The following is a 19,405-nucleotide window of genomic DNA, read 5'->3' as shown; positions in this document are numbered from 1 at the left end:
CGGGCCTTGGTTGCTTGTGGGCGCCGTTGATCCGGACGTCCTGGATCGGCCGCGTCAGTGCCGGAGCCGGACGGGTGGCGATCCGAGCGAGAAGAGTCTCAGTCGGCGTCTACGGGCTGCTTCTCGTGCAGCTTGTTCGTCTCGTCCTGCCACAGGGTGGTCTGCGGGCGGAGGGTCTCTTCCACTGCGCGGGAGTGGTGGCCGCAGAACAGCAATTCGCCGCCGCTGTGTAGGACAGCGCGGACGTAGGCCTGGGCCCCGCAACGGTCGCAACGGTCGGCACCGGTCAGGACCGGCGGTTCGATCGTCGTGGCGGTGGTGGTCATGTTGGCCTCCTCATGTGGTGCCCCTGTTCCCCTCGGGCCGGTCCGCAGGGACCGGGGGGATCGGTACTTGAAGGGTACTGCGTACACCTACGGAACCATCATCCTCGCACTTTTGTTCGCAGGCGCGAGCGGGGAGGGCCGGTTTTCGCTGATTGCGTACCTGGTAGTGCTCCAGTTGTCCTCTGTCCCCGGTGCCCGACGTGGCCGGTATCCGTTGCGCACGCGATGACCAGTCACGGCTCGAGGCCGGCTGGTGTGGCGCGGTCCCCGCCGGGTTCCCCGCGAACGACGCCACGTGCCGATAACCTGAAAGACGATCATCAACCACCTCGTGAACCGGCGAGGGGACGCAGCAGTCATCAGGGAAGTAAGGGAAACGCATGTCCCGCAGCAGTGAGTACAACGCCCGGCACCTCTCCGTGCTGGAGGGCCTCGAGGCCGTCCGCAAGAGGCCCGGCATGTACATCGGCTCCACGGACTCCCGCGGCCTGATGCACTGCCTCTGGGAGATCATCGACAATTCCGTGGATGAGGCGCTGGGAGGCTATGGCCAGTCCATCGCCGTCACCCTGCACGCCGGCGGCGCTGTCGAGGTCGAGGACAACGGACGTGGCATCCCGGTGGACATCGAGCCGAGGACCGGCCTGTCCGGTGTCGAGGTGGTCTTCACCAAGCTGCACGCCGGTGGCAAGTTCGGCGGGGGCTCCTATGGTGCCTCGGGCGGGCTGCACGGGGTGGGCGCCTCCGTGGTCAACGCCCTCTCCTCCCGCCTGGACGTCCAGGTGTTCCGCGGCGGCAAGATCCACCAGCTGTCCTTCCACCGGGGCGAGCCCGGTCAGTTCACGGACACGGGATCCACCGCCAGGCCGGACGCCGCCTTCACTCCCTCGGCCGACCACTCGCCGATGGAGATCGTGGGCAAGGCCAAGCGCGGGCAGACCGGCACCCGGGTTCGGTACTGGGCGGACGAGCAGATCTTCACGCCCGATGCTAAGTTCTCCTACGAGGACCTGCAGCAGCGGGCCCGGCAGACCGCCTACCTCATTCCCGGACTCAAGATCACGTTGCGGGACGAGCGCCGGCTGCCGGGCACTCCCGGCGAGATGGGACCCCATGAGGAGGTCTTTCACTACGACGGCGGCATCTCTGAGTTCGTAGACCATCTCTCGTCCGTCAGCCCCATCACCGATGTGTGGCGGCTCCAGGGCTCCGGCACGTTCTCCGAACGGGTTCCGGTCCTCGGTGAGGACGGCCGCTCGGCGATGCAGGACGTGGATCGTGAGTGCGAGGTGGACATCGCCCTGCGCTGGGACGTCGGCTACGACACCCACCTGCGCTCGTTCGTCAACATCATCTCCACTCCCAAGGGCGGTACCCACCAGGCGGGCTTCGAACAGGCGCTGCTGAAGACAGTCCGCAAGGTCGTGGAGGCCAACGCCCGCAAGCTCAAGGCGGGCAACGACAAGCTGGAGAAGGACGACGTACTGGCCGGGTTGACGGCCGTGCTGACGGTCCGCCTGGCCGAACCACAGTTCGAGGGGCAGACCAAGTCCGTTCTCGGCACTCCGGCCGTGCGTCAGATCGTGGCCAAGGTGGTCGAGCAGCAGCTCGGCGCGATCCTGAAGTCGACCAAGAAGCACGAGAAGAACCAGGTCTCGGTGCTGCTGGAGAAGGTCGTCTCGGAGATGAAGTCCCGCATCTCCGCCAGGACGCACAAGGAGAACCAGCGGCGCAAGAACGCCCTGGAGACCTCCACCATGCCGGCCAAACTGGCCGATTGCCGGACCACGGACGTGGCGTCCTCGGAACTGTTCATCGTGGAGGGTGACTCCGCCCTCGGCACGGCCAAGCTGGCCAGGTCCTCGGACTTCCAGGCGCTGTTCCCGATCCGCGGCAAGATCCTGAACGTGCAGAAGGCCTCCGTGGGGGACATGCTCTCGAACGCCGAGTGTGCGGCCCTGATCCAGGTGGTCGGCGGTGGCGCCGGCCGCAGCTTCGACCTGTCCTCTGCGCGGTACGGCAAGGTCATCCTGATGACCGATGCGGACGTGGACGGCGCACATATCCGAACCCTGCTGCTGACCTTGTTCTTCCGCTATATGCGTCCCATGGTCGAGCAGGGTCGCGTGTTCGCCGCAGTACCGCCCCTGCATCGGGTGGAGGTCATCCATTCCGGCAGCAAGGCCAACGAGGTGGTCTACACCTACTCGGAGAACGAACTGCACCGGTTGATGGACCGCCTCCACCGGGACGGCAAGAACTACAAGGAACCGATCCAGCGGTACAAGGGGCTGGGGGAGATGGATGCGGACCAGCTGGCGGACACCACCATGGACCCCCGCGTGAGGATGCTCCGCCGAGTGACCATCCCCGAGGCGGAGGAGGCCTTGCAGCGGGCAGAACACGTCTTCGACCTGTTGATGGGCTCCAACGTGGCACCGCGCAAGGACTTCATCATCTCCGGCGCCAGTGAACTCGACCTCGACCGGATCGACACCTGAGGTGACGTCCGAGTCCTGGCCTGGCCAGCCGGGCTACGACGCCCTGGCAGAACTGTACGACCGGACCTTCCCTGGCCCCTGGCAACGACCGCTGGACCGGCACTCCGTGGACGCGTTCGCCGACGCGCTGCCCCGTGGCAGTACCATCCTGGACCTGGGCTGCGGCACCGGCCACGTCACCGCGGAATTGGCCTTCCGCGGCTTCAACACGATCGGCGTGGACCCGTCCGCCCGGATGCTGGAGATCGCGCGGAAGCGCTATCCGCAGCGTAACTGGATCGCAGGGGACGCCTACTTTCCCACTGAGGATCCGGAGGTACGCGCCGCCGGTCCCGTCCGCGGGATCCTGGCCCGGTTCAGCCTGATCCACGTTCCACCCGAACAGGTTCCGGCGGTCCTGCAGTCCTGGGCGGCGCATACGGAGCCCGGCTGCCAGGTGCTCCTCGCGTTCCAGGGACTGTTGGAGTCCGGGCAGGACGTGGAGGAGTTCCCGCACGCGGTGGCCCGGGCCTGGCGATGGAACCCGTCGTCGTTGGCCCAGGCCCTGGACGAGGCCGGCTTCGCCGAGACGTGGCGGGCCATCGTCTGCCCTGACCAGGGCCACGAGTATCCCGAGTGCCATCTCAGCGCTGTGCGGCGCTAGCTAGCGGTCACCGTCGACGGTAGTGCGAGGCCAGCAGCTCCAGCCCCTGATCGATGGACACGGCCGGCACCCAGTCCAGCTTCGCCCGGGTGCGGCGCTGGTCGAACCAGTGCGCCGTGGAGAGCTGTTCGGCGAGGAACCGGGTCAGCGGGGGTTCATCCCCGTCCCGGCCGAGATCGGCCGCCTCCCAGATCCGTTCGATGACGGCACCGGCACCGCGGGCGAGGCCGGCGGGGATCCGCAGCCGGGGCTCGGGGGCACCACCGGCGGTGGCCAGACCCCGGACGAGCTCGCCCACCGGGCGGGGTTCGCCGTTGGTGACCACAAGGGCCTCCCCGTGGACCCGGTCCACGGCGGTGACAGCGGCCACCACGGCGTCCACTGCGTTGTCCGAGTACAGGGTGTCGATCAGGGCGGCGGCAGGCCCGAGCAACGGCATCCGGCCGGCCCGGGCGCGGTCGATGATGCGCTCGGTCAGCTGCGTGTCCCCGGGCCCCCACATCAGATGCGGGCGAAGGACGAGCACGCGCAGGTCCGGACCGTCGGCGGCCAGGGCCATGAGCTCCCCAACGGCCTTGGTGCGGGCGTAGTGGCCGCGCGCGCGGTCCGGGTCCGCCGGCCCCGCACCCTCGCCGACGATCGATGTCCCGGCATGGGCCACGGATGGCGAGGAGATGTGGACGAAGCGCCCAGCACCGGCCGCGCGGGCGGCCTCCAGGACGGTCGCCGTGCCCTCGACGTTGACCTGCTCGAACTCCTGCGCAGGTCCGGAGACGGAGACCTTGGCCGCCACATGGACCACCGTGTCCCGGCCGGACATGGCCAGCCCGACGGCCGCGGCATCAGTGACCGTACCGAGGACGTCACGGGCGCCGGTCACCCCGGAGGGGCGTCGCTGCAGGGTCACGACGTCGGCGCCGGATTCCACGAGGCGGCGCGCCACCCCGGAGCCCAGAAGCCCGGAGGCTCCGGTGACGAGGACGCGGAGAGGCGGTGCCGCACTCACGGCTTACCGACCTTGCCACCGGACAGGACCTGCGCGGCCCACTGGGCGATCCGGGTGCGGTCGATCTTCGAGTTGTGACGGATGTCCACGGGTACGCGGTCCGTCACGAGCACCGCCGCCAGGGGAACCGGCGCTGCGGCAGCCCGCACGGCCGCCGTCAGCTCGCTGGGGGCCAGTCCGGCGCGGGGCGTCCGGGCATGTTCCGGCGCGGCAACCTCGATGACGGCGACGACAGCCTGGGTGCCCCGGGGGCCCACAGCGACGACGGCCGATCGGGACACGCCGTCAAGGGCGTCGATGCGCGCCTCGGGACCGCCCGGAGCCACGGGCCCGGCGGCCGTGACGGCCACATGCTGCAGGCGGCCCTCGATCCAGAGCCGGCCGGCGGCGTCCAGGTGGCCCACGTCCTGGGTTCGGTGCCAGTCCAGCCCGTCCTTGGCATCCCGCCTGCTCAGGGAGTCAGTCAGCCACAGCCGGTCGTAACCCTCCTTCTGGTGCGGGGCCGAGATGACGACCTCGCCCAGGATTCCGGCGGCGTCGGGGCCCTCAAGGAGCGTCCCCCTCGGGCTGCCATCAACCTTCAGCGGGTCGATGGCGATGCGCACGGGGCCCACGGGGTGGCCCACGCACACACCGTCATCCGGGCTGCTCGCGTCCGCCGTGTGATCCCCGTCCCGGGCCGAGAGCCCGATGATCGCGTTCCGGTCGATGTCCGCCAACAGGAGGGCCTCGGTCATGCCGTAGGGCGAGTGGAACTCGGCCCGGGGGAAGAGGGCGGCCACCTGCGCCATCAGCTGGGGGTGAACCGGGGCACCGGCGGACAGCACGAGGTCGATGCTGCCGAGCACGGCGTGATCCTCCGGTCCGAGCTGACCAGCGGTCGCCACGACGTTGCGCAACGCCGCGGGGGAGGCGAAGAGGATGGTGGCGTGACCGGCACGGGCGGCATCGGCGACGGCCTGCGCCGTCAAGGTTGCGGGTTTGGTCACGGACATATCAGGGGTGACCGAGGTGGCGCCGATGGCCGGCCCCAGGAGTGCGAAGGGGGCGAAACCGGCCAGCAAGGAGGAGCCGGGCCGGACGTGGAAGACGTCTCGCAGCAGCCCGGCCAGCGCCGAGAGCCGGCCGTGGGTGTAGAGGACGCCCTTGGCCGGCCCCGTGGAGCCGGAGGTGTAGAGGATGGCCGCCGGATCGGCGGGGGCCGGCACGTGGACGGTGCCGTCCGCGAGCCGTGCGCCGGAGAACCGCCTCCCCTCGTGGTCGTGGGCCATCCGGTAGAGGCTGTCCTCCACGCCGAGGGCCCGGGCTAGGGGCATGGGCAGCGTGGAGACGGAGAGGCGGCGTCCCGGCCAGCGCTGGGACCGGGCCACGGCGAGTCCGGGAACCTTGCCGATGACCCAGTCCGGCCGTGCCGCGCGAACGGCGCGGGTCATGCCGGCCACGCCCAGGCCGGCATCGGCGACCACCACGATGGCACCGATCTTCAGTGCCGCATACAGGGCGGCGGTGAGGTCCCGTCCGGGGGTCACCATCATGGAGATCCGGTCGCCGGGGCGGACCCCGCGCGCGACCAGGCCGGTGGCGATGGCGTCCACGACGCTGGAAAGGTGGTTCCAGCTCAGCGGGGTCTGGTCCTCTCCGGCCATGTCCACGAGGGCCGGGTCGGAACTGTCGCGCCAGTCCTCCAGGTAGGACCATAGCGGCCGGCCGGTGGTCTCGCTCCAGCTGCTCTCCACGGTGGCGGGGCCGGTGCCGGACGCCGCGTCATCCTGGGTACCCCCGGCACAGATATCAGCATCGGTTTCAGGGCTCCGGGTGCGGGCGGTGCCGTCGAGCACCCGCCCGGCCCATCGCAGGATCGGGGTGGCGATGTCCACGTCCTCGGCCAGCAGATGTCCTGCCGTCTCGAACCGGTGCAGGTCGGCCTGGGGGAGCCGCTGCAGCAGATCCGCCTGGTATCGGTCCAGGAACACCGGGTCCTTCGGGCCCCACAGCAGCAGTGCTGGCTGGGTGAACGCTGCCAGGGAGTCGGCTACTCGGCACAGTTCCGGGTAGGAGGCGTGCTGCGGTCCCACGGGGATGTCGGCGACGAAGCCGCCAATTCCGCCGCGTCGCTCGGGGGCGGCGTAAGGGGCGTGATAGGCGGCCTTGAGGTTGCGGCCCAGGCCGGGGTGGCCGAGTGCCGTCGTTACCCTCAGGAAGGCATCGGTCAGGACGGTGGAGCCGGGCAGCAGCGGGCCAGCGAGGGCCGCCTGCAGGGGGGCCGGGATCGGCTGGGACGCTTCGTGGTGGACGGCGGTGTTCAGGGTCATCGCGGCGGCTACCAGGTCCTGGTGGCGGCCGGCCCAGCCGAGGGAGACGACGCCGCCCCAGTCGTGGCCCAGGGTCAGCAGCGGGTGGCCGGCGCGTGCCTGGGCGTCGAGTCCGAGGGCGGTGACGAGGGCATCGAGGTCGGCGAGGCGGCCGCCGAGGGTGCGGTAGCCGGCGTCGTTCGCTGACACCGGATCCGGGGCGCCGGCGGCAGCCGCAGGCCGGGGGAGGGACCCGTGGGGCAGGCGCTCGGAGAAGCCCATGTCCAGCTGGTCCGGGGCCACTACGCGCCACACGGGGCCCTCGCCCTTCAGGGCGGCGCGGACGGTCGCTGCGGCCAGGGAGCGCCACAGGTAGGACCAGGTCGGGTTGCCGTGCACCGCAAGGATGGTGCCGTCCGGCTCCACTCCGGCCTGGGACAACACGTCCCCGGTGTCCAGCACGTGCAGGGTCCGCCGGCCGTCAACGGTGGCAATCGGCACCAGGCCGCTCCAGGCGGGGTCCCAGCCGGGCAGGGGGACGGAGACGGAGTCGGCCGGGAGGGTGGCTGGAGCGGCGGGGATCCTCACCAGGCGATCTCCAGCATGGCGGTGTTGAGCCCGGAGCCGACGCCCATGCAGAGCACTTTGTCGCCGGCCGACAACTGGTCCACCTCCCGGGCCAGGGTGATGGGCAGGGACGCGGGCCCGACGTTGCCGAGCTCGGGGAAGGTGACGGGGAATCGAGCCGGGTCCAGGCCGGTCGCCTCGGTGATCGAGTCAGTGTGGAGCCGGGAGACCTGGTGCGTGACATAGCGGTCCATGTCCGCCCAGCCCCAGTCTGCGGGGACATCGTTCCAGGCGTCCATGACGAGCTCCAACCCGTCCTTCAGCAAGGCGGTGGAATCCGTGAACATGCCCTTGTGGTCGCCTACGCACAGGTCGTGGTGGTCCGTGCCGGCCCGGGTGATGCCGCGGACGATCCGGTGTCCCTCCGGGTGCTGATCGGTGCGCCCGATGACCGCTGCGGCCGCCCCCGAACCCAGGGTCAGCGAGGCGAACTGCTCCATGAAATTGTTGCGGTCCACGCCGTCCTGCTTCAAGTTCTCCAGGGTGGCCTGCTGGACCTTGACGGAGTCTTCACCGGCCACGACGACGGCGTAGTCGACCTGGCCGGAGTCGATCATGGAGGCCGCCAGGGTGATCCCGTTCACGAAGCCCAGGCACGCGTTGGTGATGTCGAAGTTAGTGGCGGAGGTGGGCAGGCCCATCTCGTGGTGGATGCGCACGGCCACGGAGGGTTCAAGGGTCTCGCGCGTGACGGAGGTGTTGACCATGAGCCCGATCTGGTCCGGGCGGACGCCGGCCCCGGCCATGGCCCGGCGGCCGGCTTCAGCGGCACCCTTCTGGAAGTGACCGGGGTGCTCCCAATTGCGGCGGGCGTTGACGCCCGCGACGCGCGGCAGCAGGCCCTTGGGGAGCCGCAGCCCCTTCAGGACATCAGCCAACTCCTCGTCGAGCTGCGCACTGGTCACGGTGACAGGGGCCAGTACTTCCGTCACGGAGAGGAGTGAAGCATTGGAGTGACGGAATGTCGCGTTGCCTTGCACTATGGGGCCTGGTCCGTTCGTGGGGGTCAAGGGGTTGGATAGTAGGGAGGCGGCGGTGTGGACGCCACCAACGCCCCAGCCTAGCGAACCCCGGCCGGTCGAAAGCCGGGAGTCGGCTGGGAGGCTCCTGAATGACGGCCCGGAAGTTCGGGGCGGGCCTCCACGGACGGCGATCCGGGGCGGCCGTGTCTACAGCAGCAGCACGAGCGGGAAGACGGCCAGGCACAACGCTGCCAGGACGACCGCGAGGCGCACAGCCACCGGCAGGGGGTCGGCGGGGGAGAGCAGGCGGTACAGGCGCAGGGTCAGGGGGACGGACCCGTCGCCCTGGACGTTCTCCGCCCGTGACGGGGCCGGTGCCGGCGAGGTCGGTGCCCCGGCCTCACCGGTGAGCACGATGGCGCGCACCAGGTCTCGGCGGTCGTGGACGGCCAGCGCGGCGTCGTCCGCCATCATCTCGGTGAGGCCGGCCACGGCCCGTTGGGCTATCGCGGTGGTGGGCAGCCAGGCCACGGCCCGGTGCCAGGCCTCGAAGGCCAGCCGGAGCAGGTCGTGCCGTTGGCGCAGGTGGGCCCGCTCATGGGCCACGACAGCGGCCACCTCCGGTTCGGACAATTGGTCCAGCAGGCCGCGGGAGAGCACGGTCAGGGAACCGGTCAGGCCGGGCAGGCAGTAGGCCAGGGGGACATCGTGGGGCAGTACCCGCGTGGGGGTCCCGGAGACGCCCTCTGCCAGGCGGCTGCGTTCCGAAGGCGGCGCAGCCAGGAGTTCGACCATCTGGCGGTGGCGGCGGCGGTTGGCCACGGTCCTCACGGCGGTGACGGCCAGGGTGAGCACGAGGTGGGCGAAGAGCATCAAGGCGAGGGTGGCGGCGGCGATGCGTGTGGGCAACCACGGGTCATGCGCCAGCAGCGGGATCCAGGAACCCTCGACGAGGGCCCGGATGAAGGCGGGGGCCGCCTCGACCACGGAGTCCCCGAAGGGGGTGAGCCCCCACAGGAGCGGGAAGCCGATCAGGGAGAGGCCGCCGGCGAGGGCGACGGACTGCCAGAGCGCCATGGCGGCGGCGGGAGCCCGGCGCACCCAGCGTGCGCGGCCGAGCAGGACCGGGACCGGCCAGGCCAGGATCAGGGCCAGCGCGGCGAGCAGCATGACGGACACGAGGGAAAGTCTAAGGGGCGAGATCCCCGGCCTTCAGTCGACGTGGGGTGGGCGTCAGGGCGTCAGGGCCACCCCAGGTCGACTCAAAGTCGGTACCGCGAGTCGAAATCGCGAGACGGATCAGGATTCCAGGAGCCGACGCACGGTAGCTGCCTCATCGGGACCGATGCCGCCGATGAAGCGGGCGAGGACGGCCTCGCGGTCCGGCACGGAGCCGAGTACCTCGTTGAGCAGTCCGACGGTGTGGTCCTCACGGGACGAGGCGGCGGCATAACGATGGGGCCGGCGCCCGCCGTCGCGGTGGACCAGGCCCTTCTTCTCCAGGCGTGACAGCACGGTGAGCACGGTCGTGACGGCGAGGTCCCCGGCCAGGGCGTCGCGCACGTCATTGGCCGTATGGGCTCCCGGCCGGTCCCACAGCAGGTCCATCACGGACCGTTCCAAATCTCCCAGTGCCACGGGTGCCTCCCTCAAAGCAATGATCTCCACCACAGGTGTCCATCCGGACTCGCCTTTATTCTACAGGACGTAGAACTTAGGGCTAGTCTGGTTTCTACAAGCTGTAGAAGTCGAGTGCCGGACGCCCCCTTCGCCCTGGTGAGGCGGCGTTCGGTCCGGACCGGTGCGGACCCATTCCGCATCGAGGGAAGGGTGTACCCATGGATCCCCTGGACATTGCCCGGTGGCAGTTCGGCATCACCACCGTGTATCACTTCATGATGGTCCCGCTGACCATCGGACTGGGCCTGGTGGTGGCCACCCTGCAGACCATGTGGCACCGCACCGGCCAGGAGCACTACCTGCGGATGACGAAGTTCTGGGGGAAGCTCTTCCTCATCAACTTCATCATGGGCGTGGCCACCGGACTGGTGCAGGAGTTCCAGTTCGGGATGGCCTGGTCCGAGTACTCCCGCTTCGTCGGGGATGTGTTCGGGGCTCCGTTGGCGCTGGAGGCGCTCATGGCGTTCTTCCTGGAGTCTGTGTTCCTCGGTCTCTGGATCTTCGGCTGGCAGCGGTTGCCGAAGCGGGTGCACCTGGCCTCGATCTGGTGCGCCGTCATCGGCACCGTGTTCTCGGCCTACTTCATCCTGGCCGCCAATGCGTGGATGCAGCATCCGGTCGGAGTCGAGATGGTGGACGGCCGCCCCGTGATGAACGACATCTGGGCTGTGCTGACCAACAACACCCTGCTCGTGCACTTCCCGCACACCCTGGCCGGGGCCCTCTCAGTGGCCGGAGGCTTCCTGCTCGGCATCGCGTGGTTCCACCTGTGGAAGCGGCGCCGGGACGGCATCGACGCCGTGGCCGCCGACGGCACCGTACTGGTGGCCACCACCGGCTCCAAGGGCCGGGACGAGACCGACTACCGGGTCTGGTACTCCTCCTTGCGGTGGGGTGCCTGGATCGCGCTTGTGGCCTTCCTCGGCACCGCCTTCAGCGGCCACGCCCAAGCGCAGCTGATGATCCAGCAGCAGCCGCTGAAGATGGCGGCCGCGGAGGCGGCCTGCCATGACGGGACGGCGTTCTCCGTGCTCTCCGTGGCCGATCTGCGCAGTGACGGTGCCACCGACTGCGACGACGTCGTGGGCGTCTTCGAGGTCCCCGGGCTGCTGTCCTTCCTGGCCCACAACGACTTCACCACCGACGTTCCCGGGGTGAACACCCTCATCCCGCAGTACCAGGCTGACTACGGCACCCACCTGCCGGACGATCCGATGTACGGCGAACGAGCCGGCCAGGAGATCGACTACCTGCCGGTTATGGAGGTCACCTACTGGGGCTTCCGCATCATGATCACCTTCGGTGGGCTCGCGGCCCTGGCGGCGGCGATCGCGCTCTGGCTGACGCGGAAGGGCACGGTGCCGGCGTCCAAGCCGCTGATGCGGCTGGCAGTGGCCGGCATCCTGGCGCCCTTCGGCGCCAATGCGGCCGGGTGGATCTTCACCGAGATGGGACGTCAGCCGTTCGTGGTGGCCCCGAACCCCGATCCGACCGGTATCGACCAGGTCTGGATGTACACGGCCGCGGCCGTGTCCCCAGGGGTCAGCGCGGCGGAGCTGTTGTTCTCGCTCATCCTTCTCACCACCATCTACGCGGTGCTCCTGGTGGTGGAGGTCGTCCTGCTCACCCGCTACGTCAAGGGCGGGGTGCCGGCCGGCATGCCCGAACTCACCCAGGACGAGCACGATGACGACGCCGACGGCGCGGGAGGGGGCGGCACCGTTGACTCCGATGTCCTCGCCTTCGCGTACTGACCGTGCCCCTGCGGTCCCCGCGACAGTTCCGGCAGCTGCGGCAGCCGCGGAAGCTCCGACCGTTCAGATCCCCGAGATCCCCGAGACTCCCGAGAGGTAGACCGTCATGGAATCGATCGAGTTCCTTCCCACCTTCTGGTTCATCCTGGTCGCCGTGCTCTGGGTGGGCTACCTCATCCTCGACGGCTTCGACCTCGGCGTCGGCATGCTGATGAGGGGCTGGGCCCGCAACGAGAGCCAGCGCCGCGTCATCCTCAACACCATCGGCCCCGTCTGGGACGGCAATGAGGTCTGGCTGGTCACCGCGGCGGGTGCCATGTTCGCCGCCTTCCCGCTCTGGTACGCCGCCCTGTTCGCCGGCCTCTACATCCCGCTGACGATCACCCTGCTGGCACTGATCCTCCGGGCCGTCTCCATCGAGTACCGCGGCAAGGCCCTGACCGCCCGGACCCGTGACCGGTGGGACCGGTGCATGGCCGGCGGCTCGGCCGTGGCGGCCTTCAGCATCGGTCTGATGCTGGCCGTGTCCACCACGGGCCTGCCGCTGAACGCCAACGGGGACCGCATGGGCGGGCCGTTCGCCTGGCTGTCCTGGGAGGGGGTGCTCGGTGGCCTGGCCGTCGTCGGGTTCTCGCTGGCCATGGGCTGGGCCTATCTCGGCCTGAAGACCGACGGCGCCCCGCGGGAGGCGGCGCACCGTCACCTCACCCGTTGGCTGCCCCTCTACCTGCTGCCGATGGGGGCGTGGGGCGTCGTGGTGGTCTCACGCCAGAACAGCCTCATCCCGTGGGTCCTGCTGGCCCTGGCCCTGGCCAGCGCCCTGGGAGCCCTGATGGCGGCGGGGCTCCGCCGCGAGGGCTGGACCTTCATCGCCCTGGGCGCCTCCCTGCTGGCCGGCGCCGCGGGCATCTTCCTGGCGGTGTTCCCCGTGGTGCTGCCCTCCACCATCGATCCGGCTTTCAGTCTGACAGCCATGAACTCCTCCTCCTCGGAGTACACGCTGACCTTCATGGCCTGGGTCGCCGTGATCATGGTGCCGATCATCCTGGCCTACTCGGCCTTCGTGTACTGGGTCTTCCGGCAGCGGTTGCACGAGACGCACATCCCGGAGTCGCACGTGGTGACACCGGTGTGAGACCCGAACTGCCCACCTCCCGGACCGGCCGGGCGGCCCTGGCACTGCTGGCCCTGCTCGCCGGCGTCAAGGCCGCCGGCTGGATCCTGCTCGCCACTGCCCTGGCCCGGGGCATCACCTGGCTGGCCGAGCGCCTGCCCGCGCCGGAGAGCAGCGACCTCCTCGGCCTGCTCTTCGCACCGGACCCGGCGTCCTACGACCCGCTCGCCCACGGGCTGCTCTCGGATGCAGCCGGCGCAACCCTCGCCCAGGTCATGACCCTTGGCCTGGCCGGTGTCCTCGCCCGGGCCGCCGCCACGTGGGGACAACAGGTCTTCTCCCGGCGCGCAGCCCTGGGCGCCAAGGAGGAGCTGCGCCACCGGACGGTCGCCCACCGCCTGGTGTCCGCCGGGGCCGGGGCGGACCGGGCAGGGGGGGACTCCGTGCTCGCGTCCTCCGGCCTGGACGGGCTCGACAAGTACTTCACCCAGTACTTGCCCGCACTGCTGACCGCCGCGGTCATGCCGTTCGTGCTCGGGGTGTGGATCCTCACCCACGACTGGGTCTCGGCCCTGGTGCTGGTGTTGACGATCCCGCTCATCCCCGTGTTCATGGTCCTGATCGGGCGGCACACCGAGGACCGTGTCCAGCAGGCCGCAGAGGGACTTGACCGGCTGTCCCACCACGTGCTGGAACTGGCGCGGGGACTGCCCGTCCTGGTCGGACTGCGCCGGGCCGGCACGCAGCGTCAGGCGCTGGCGGGGGTCTCGGACCGCTACCGGGACACCACCATGACCACCCTGAAGACGGCCTTCATGTCCGGCTTCGCCCTCGAGCTGATCAGCACCCTGTCCGTGGCCGTGGTCGCCGTCTTCATCGGCGTGCGGCTCGTCTACGGGGAGCTCGGCCTCTACACCGGGCTGCTCGTGCTCACCCTTGCCCCCGAGGTCTACCTGCCGTTCCGGGACATCGGCGCCGCCCACCACGCCTCCGAGGATGGGGTGGAGGCCCTTCGCCGCGCCCGCGCCGACCTCGATCGTCCCGTCCCGGCCTCGCTCTCGGGCGTCCTCGGCACGGACGTCGTGCCGGCCGGAGAGCCGGTCGTAGAACCGGCCACCAGTCAGGGCGCGGGCCCGGCCACAGAGCCGTCGGCCCACGCGGGCGACGACCGGCTGGTACTCCGCAGCCTGCGCATCGCCTACCGGGACCCCGACGGCGGGACATTCCCGGCCGTCGTCGGGCATCTGGACCTCGACCTGGCCCCCGGTGAACTGACCGTCCTCGGCGGACCCAGCGGGACGGGCAAGACGACGGCCCTGTCCGCCCTCGCCGGAGTGCTGCGGGGCGGTGGGGCCGAGTTCAGCGGCACGGCCGCGGGGCTGGGCGGCCGGCGCGTGGCCTGGCTCGGCCAGCACCCTGCGTTCAGCGAACCGACGGCCGGCGCAGAGCTGGAGTTGTACGCCGCGGCGTCCGCTGGTCCGGACGGCGCCTCGGGCCGGGGCGGCGACGCAGGCCTTCTGGTGGCCGAGGCGCTGGCCGCCTGCGGCCTCGACGGCTTCGCACCCCGCCACCCGGACGAGCTCAGCCCCGGGGAACGACGGAGGCTCGGCCTGGCCCGCGTGCTGGTCCGCCTGATGGCGGATCCGGCAGCGGACCCCGCCGCCTGGCTGATCGTCCTGGATGAGCCGACGGCCCACCTCGACACCGGGAACGCCCAGCGGATCCGCGCCGTCCTGGCCGCACTACGATCCGGGCACCTCCCGGACGGCCGTGCCGTGGAGGCCATCCTGCTGGTGGCTTCGCATGACCGAGACCTGCAGGCGCTCGCGGACAAGGTCATCGGGACGCCGACGGGGGGACCACAGAGGCCCCCGGCTTCGCCGGAGCCGCAGCTGCAGCCGCATCAGCAGCAGCCGCCACGGGTCGTGGCCTCGTGCGCGACGCCGACTGCAGACGACGGCGGCGCTTCCACCATCACCGCCGTAGTTCCTGAGACGCCGGTCGCGGCCAACGCCGGCCCCCGGGGCGACGTCCGAACCTGGCAACGCTGGCGACGCTGGAGCGGCTGGCTCCGGCTCCTGCCGCTCACGGAGCGGACGTTCATCTCCGGCGTGGCCTGGGCGACGGCAGCCACGCTGGCCGCGGCGCTGCTGTCCGCCCTCTCCGGGTGGCTGATCGTGCAGGCGGCCTATCAGCCTCCCGTGCTCCACCTGCTCTCGGTGATCGTGTTGGTGCGGTTCTTCGGCATCGGCCGAGCCCTGTTCCGCTACCTCGAACGGCTGGACACCCATGACGCGGTGCTCGCCTGGGCGAACCGGATCCGGCTGCGGCTGTGGGACGCGCTCGGCACGCAGGCGGCCCAGTGGGGCCGGCTGACCCGTTCCGGCGGGGCGCTGTCCGTGCTGGTGGCGGACGTGGACGAGCTGCGCGATGCGATGCCGCGCGTGATCGTCCCGGTTCCGGCCGCCATCATCAGTTGGCTGATCACCGTCCTCATTGTGGTCCTGATGGCACCGGCGGCCTGGTGGCCTGCGGTGGTCGCCGGGCTGGCCGGCCTGGTACTGGTGCCGCTCGTGGTGGGGCTGGCCGATCGGCAGACCACCCGCGCCCTGACGGACCACCGGACCGGACTGCTGCAGCGCACCACCACCCTGTTCGCGGCGGCTCCGGACCTGGCTGGCAACGGCGCGGCGGCACTCGCAGCGGACCGATTCGGGGCCGACGACCGCGCCGCGGACCGTCCCCTGAAGCGCAATGCGGCGGCCGCCGGACTCGGGCAGGCCCTCGCTTCCCTGCTCTCCGGCTGGGCGGCGGTGCAGACCCTGGTGCTGTGCGTCCAGAACGGCGTGACCGCACCCGTCACCGCCATGGTCGTGTTCCTGCTGCTGGCCCTGGCCGAGCCCCTGGGCCTGTACAGCACCGCCTGCCAGGAGGCGGCGATCCTGTCCCGGCAGCTGGCCAAGACCGCACCTCTGCTCACAGCGGGAAACGACTCGGGCACCGCCCCGGGGAGTGTCACCACACCCGACGCCGGGTCCGTCACCGACCTCGGGGCCGACCCAGTGGCCGATCCCATTGCCGTCACCGGGATCGTGCTCTCGGCAGCCGCCGTGCGATACCCCGGGGCGGGGGCGGACGTGTTCCAGAACCTGGACCTGGCGGTCCGCCGTGGTCAACTCGCGGTCGTCACCGGACCCTCGGGGTCCGGAAAGTCGACCCTGCTGGCGGTCCTGCTCGGCTTCCTGCGGCCCCGGCGGGGCCGGTACGCCCTGGAGACCGCCGGTGGACCGGTGAGCTCGCCAGACGCCGTCCTGAGTGCCGTGGCCTGGTGTCCGCAGGACGCGTACCTGTTCGATTCCACGCTGCGCTCCAACCTGAATCTGGCCCGAAATCCGGAGGATCGTCCCTCGGACGGTGAGCTCATCTCAGTCCTGGAACTCGTGGGCCTGGGGGACTGGCTGGGCGCCACCCCGAGCGGCCTGGACACGAGGGTCGGGCCCTCCGGACACTTCCTTTCCGGTGGCCAGCGCCAGCGGGTGGCCGTCGCACGGGCCTTGATGGCCCGTGCCGACGTCGTGCTCCTGGACGAACCGACAGCCCATCTGGGGGCCGACGAGGCGGCCGACCTGGTGGCGGACGTGCGCGCGGCCCTGGCGGACCGCACGGCGGTGATGGTGACCCATGACCGCCGGTTTGCCGGCTCCGGTCAGGTGCACCTGGAGTTGGACGGAGCCGGAGTGGTCAGTCCCCGGTGATCACCGCATCGGAGCCGGCCGCGAAGGGATCGATGTCCGTCGGAGCCTCGGCCAGGCCGCCGCGGCCCTCGGTCTCGCCGAAGAGGGTCTCTTCGAACAGGGATGGTTCCGCGGTGTCCGCCGGAGAGCCGCTTCCGGGCTGAGCAGCGGCGGTCGCTTCGCCGGCAGCGGCACCAGGCACGGAGGCCGGGGCGGAGGCGACCGGAGAGGCTCCGGCACCGAGAGCCTCGATGAGCTGGTCCATGGCCAGTCCGGAGCCGTCTCGGGGGCCGAACTCGGCTGGCAGCGCACGGGCCACACCCTGGGCGGAGGCCCCGAGTACGGGCTCGGCCCCGGCCCACGCCAGGGACAGCAGTGTCTCGCCCTTGAGCAACCGGTGGGCGCGGACGCCGCCGGTGGCGCGGCCCTTCGCCGGGAACTCGTCCAGCGGGGTTCTCTTCACGGATCCCGGAACGGTGCCGGGCAACGTGTCCTCACCCGTCGCCACCGTCACGACGACGGCCCGGTGGCCCTCCTGCGCATCCTCGCCGACGGTGTCGGCCGGGACGGCGGAGAAGTCGATCACGGCATCGTCCGCAGCCACCTTGATGCCGGCCATGCCCCCGGCGGTACGGCCCTGCGGCCGCACCATCGATGCGGCATAGCGCAGCAGCTGGCCCTTGCGAGTGATGAAGACCAGCTGGTCCTCATCGCGGGCGGTGCCGGCACCGACGACCACGTCGTTTCCCTTGAGTGCGATGGCGTCGAAGTCGTCGCGGTTCAGCGGCCACTCGGGGTTGACGCGCTTGACGATGCCGTTCTGGGTGCCCAGGGCCAGCACGGTGTTCAGGGGAACCAGGGCCACGAGCGATTCGCCGCGCTGCAGGGTGAGGAAGTCCTTCACCTTCACCCCTGCGGTGAGGTTCGGCGTGGGGGAGGGCTCCGTCAGGGCCGGGATGTCCACGACCTGCACGCGCTGGATGCGCCCGGAGGAGGTGAGGGCGCCGATCTCGCCGCGCGCCGTCGCCGGGACCACTGAGCGGTACGCATCATGGCGCTGGCGGCGCCCGCCCGTGGCCAACGGGGTGTCGTCGGCGGTACGGGCCAACTGGCCGGCCGTGCTGAGCACCACCCAGCAGGGGGTGTCCGGGACCATGAGCCCGCCACCGGTTAAGTCGGCCCGGGCGGACGCGCCGGCACCGGCCGCAGGGCTGGCCCCGGCAGTGGCGCTGACGGGAGCGAGGTTCTCGGATTCCAGCAGCACCGTGCGGCGGTCGTCGCCGTGCTCCTCGGCCACGTCTGCCAGTTCATCGGAGACGAGGTCGCGCAGTTTCTGCTCCGAGGCGAGGATGGCCTCGAGCTCGGCGATCGCCGTCCGCAGTTCGTCCTGCTCGGCCTCGAGGTCGAGCCGGGAGTACTTCGTCAGCTGGCGCAGGCGCAGCTCGAGGATGTGGTTGGCCTGGATCTCGGTCAGGTCGAAGACGCCCATCAGCCGGGACCGGGCCGCCGCCGTGTCATCCGAGGTGCGAATGATCTGGATGACCTCGTCGATGTCCACCAGGGCCAGCAGCAGACCCTCCACCAGGTGAAGGCGATCCTGCTTGCGTCCCAGGCGGTAGGCGCTGCGCCGGCGGACCACGTCGATCCGGTGGTCCACGTACACCCGCAGCAACTCCTGCAGGCCGAGGGTGCGCGGCTGGCCGTCCACGAGCGCCACGTTGTTGATGCCGAAGGACTCCTCCAGCGGAGTCGTCTTGTACAGCTGGGCCAGGACGCCCTGCGGATTGAAACCGCTCTTGAGCTCGATGACGAGCTTGAGGCCGTTCTTGCGGTCTGTCAGGTCCAGGACGTCCGCGATGCCCGTGAGCTTCTTCGCATTGACGGCGTCCTTGATCTTCTCGATCACCTTCTCCGGGCCGACGCCGTAGGGCAGCTCGGTGACCACCAGTCCCGTCTTGCGGGCGGTCACCTGCTCGACGGCGACCTTGGCGCGCATTTTGAAGGATCCGCGCCCGGACGCGTAGGCGTCCCGGACACCGTCCAGGCCGACGATGCGGCCGCCCGAGGGCAGATCGGGCCCGGGGACGTGCTCCATGAGGTCCGCCAGGGTCGCCTCCGGGTGGGCGAGCAGGTGGCGGGCCGCGGCGATCACCTCGCGCAGGTTGTGCGGGGCCATGTTGGTGGCCATGCCGACCGCGATACCGGATGCACCATTGACGAGCAGGTTGGGGAACGCGGCGGGCAGCACGGCGGGCTGCAGGAACTGGTTGTCATAGTTCGGCACGAAGTCCACCACGTCCTCGTCCAGCGAGGTCGTCATGGCCAGGGCGGCCGGGGCGAGCCGGGCCTCGGTGTAGCGCGGGGCGGCGGGGCCGTCGTCGAGGGAGCCGAAGTTGCCGTGCCCGTCTACCAGCGGCAGGCGCTGGGAGAACGGCTGGGCCAGGCGCACCATGGCGTCATAGATCGCCGTGTCACCGTGCGGGTGCAGTTTGCCCATGACCTCGCCGACCACGCGGGCGGACTTCACATGGCCTTTGTCCGGGCGCAGCCCCATCTGGCTCATCATGTACAGGATCCGCCGCTGCACCGGCTTCATGCCGTCACGGGCGTCCGGCAGGGCACGGGAGTAGATCACCGAATACGCGTACTCGAGGAACGAGGTCTCCATCTCCGAGGAGACGTCGATGTCCACGATGTTCTCCTGCTCCAGCGGGATCGCCTGGGCGGCCGGGGCGGAATTCTTCTTGGGGGTACGGGCCATGGGGTG

At 70.5% G+C, this 19,405-nt stretch carries 12 protein-coding genes; 5 read left to right on the top strand and 7 right to left on the bottom strand.

What is annotated here, in order from left to right; all coding sequences use genetic code 11:
* Positions 1-98: 98 nt before the first annotated feature.
* Positions 99-326: a DUF7455 domain-containing protein gene (locus ABD134_RS05525; RefSeq protein ID WP_344227387.1), complete on the bottom strand. Its 228-nt coding sequence runs from the start codon at positions 324-326 to the stop codon at positions 99-101.
* 380 nt (positions 327-706) lie between these two features.
* On the opposite strand from ABD134_RS05525, the gene ABD134_RS05520 reads away from it, so the two are divergent.
* Together ABD134_RS05520 and ABD134_RS05515 are read left to right on the top strand one after the other, a co-directional pair.
* A complete protein-coding gene (locus tag ABD134_RS05520) occupies positions 707-2,827 on the top strand; it encodes a DNA gyrase/topoisomerase IV subunit B (RefSeq protein ID WP_344227385.1) in 2,121 nt (706 codons plus the stop codon).
* A gap of 1 nt (position 2,828) precedes the next feature.
* A complete protein-coding gene (locus ABD134_RS05515) occupies positions 2,829-3,470 on the top strand; it encodes a class I SAM-dependent DNA methyltransferase (protein ID WP_344227383.1) in 642 nt (213 codons plus the stop codon).
* 7 nt (positions 3,471-3,477) lie between these two features.
* On the opposite strand, the gene ABD134_RS05510 is transcribed toward ABD134_RS05515, so the two are convergent.
* From ABD134_RS05510 to ABD134_RS05490, 5 genes are all read right to left on the bottom strand, one after another.
* Positions 3,478-4,476, bottom strand: coding sequence for an NAD-dependent epimerase/dehydratase family protein (locus ABD134_RS05510; protein ID WP_344227381.1), 999 nt, complete (start codon positions 4,474-4,476; stop codon positions 3,478-3,480).
* Positions 4,473-7,355 (bottom strand): alpha/beta fold hydrolase, encoded by a 2,883-nt coding sequence (locus tag ABD134_RS05505; protein WP_344227379.1) that lies wholly within the window; start codon positions 7,353-7,355, stop codon positions 4,473-4,475. Before ABD134_RS05505 ends, ABD134_RS05510 begins: the two co-directional genes overlap by 4 nt.
* On the bottom strand, positions 7,352-8,374 hold the full coding sequence (locus tag ABD134_RS05500; RefSeq protein ID WP_344227727.1) for a 3-oxoacyl-ACP synthase III: 1,023 nt from the start codon (positions 8,372-8,374) through the stop codon (positions 7,352-7,354). Before ABD134_RS05500 ends, ABD134_RS05505 begins: the two co-directional genes overlap by 4 nt.
* A gap of 189 nt (positions 8,375-8,563) precedes the next feature.
* Positions 8,564-9,526 (bottom strand): M56 family metallopeptidase, encoded by a 963-nt coding sequence (locus ABD134_RS05495; protein ID WP_344227725.1) that lies wholly within the window; start codon positions 9,524-9,526, stop codon positions 8,564-8,566.
* A gap of 129 nt (positions 9,527-9,655) precedes the next feature.
* Positions 9,656-9,994 carry a BlaI/MecI/CopY family transcriptional regulator gene (locus ABD134_RS05490; RefSeq protein ID WP_344227377.1) on the bottom strand — a complete coding sequence of 113 codons (339 nt, stop codon included), beginning with the start codon at positions 9,992-9,994 and terminating at the stop codon, positions 9,656-9,658.
* A 200-nt stretch (positions 9,995-10,194) separates the two neighbouring features.
* On the opposite strand from ABD134_RS05490, the gene ABD134_RS05485 reads away from it, so the two are divergent.
* The 3 genes from ABD134_RS05485 to cydC all read left to right on the top strand — a co-directional run bounded on the left by ABD134_RS05485 (position 10,195) and on the right by cydC (position 16,659).
* A complete protein-coding gene (locus ABD134_RS05485; protein ID WP_344227375.1) occupies positions 10,195-11,790 on the top strand; it encodes a cytochrome ubiquinol oxidase subunit I in 1,596 nt (531 codons plus the stop codon).
* 115 nt (positions 11,791-11,905) lie between these two features.
* Positions 11,906-12,925 carry a cytochrome d ubiquinol oxidase subunit II gene (gene cydB / locus ABD134_RS05480; RefSeq protein ID WP_344227724.1) on the top strand — a complete coding sequence of 340 codons (1,020 nt, stop codon included), beginning with the start codon at positions 11,906-11,908 and terminating at the stop codon, positions 12,923-12,925.
* On the top strand, positions 12,922-16,659 hold the full coding sequence (gene cydC / locus ABD134_RS05475; RefSeq protein ID WP_344227373.1) for a thiol reductant ABC exporter subunit CydC: 3,738 nt from the start codon (positions 12,922-12,924) through the stop codon (positions 16,657-16,659). Before cydB ends, cydC begins: the two co-directional genes overlap by 4 nt.
* Here the strand turns inward: cydC and ABD134_RS05470 are convergent.
* A complete protein-coding gene (locus ABD134_RS05470; protein WP_344227371.1) occupies positions 16,646-19,399 on the bottom strand; it encodes a DNA gyrase/topoisomerase IV subunit A in 2,754 nt (917 codons plus the stop codon). The genes cydC and ABD134_RS05470 overlap by 14 nt on opposite strands.
* Positions 19,400-19,405: the final 6 nt, after the last annotated feature.

It is taken from the genome of Citricoccus alkalitolerans, from assembly GCF_039528175.1.
Lineage (GTDB): Bacteria > Actinomycetota > Actinomycetes > Actinomycetales > Micrococcaceae > Citricoccus > Citricoccus alkalitolerans.
Note: the sequence above shows the minus strand (reverse complement) of the source record. Positions and strands in the feature narration are given on the sequence as shown.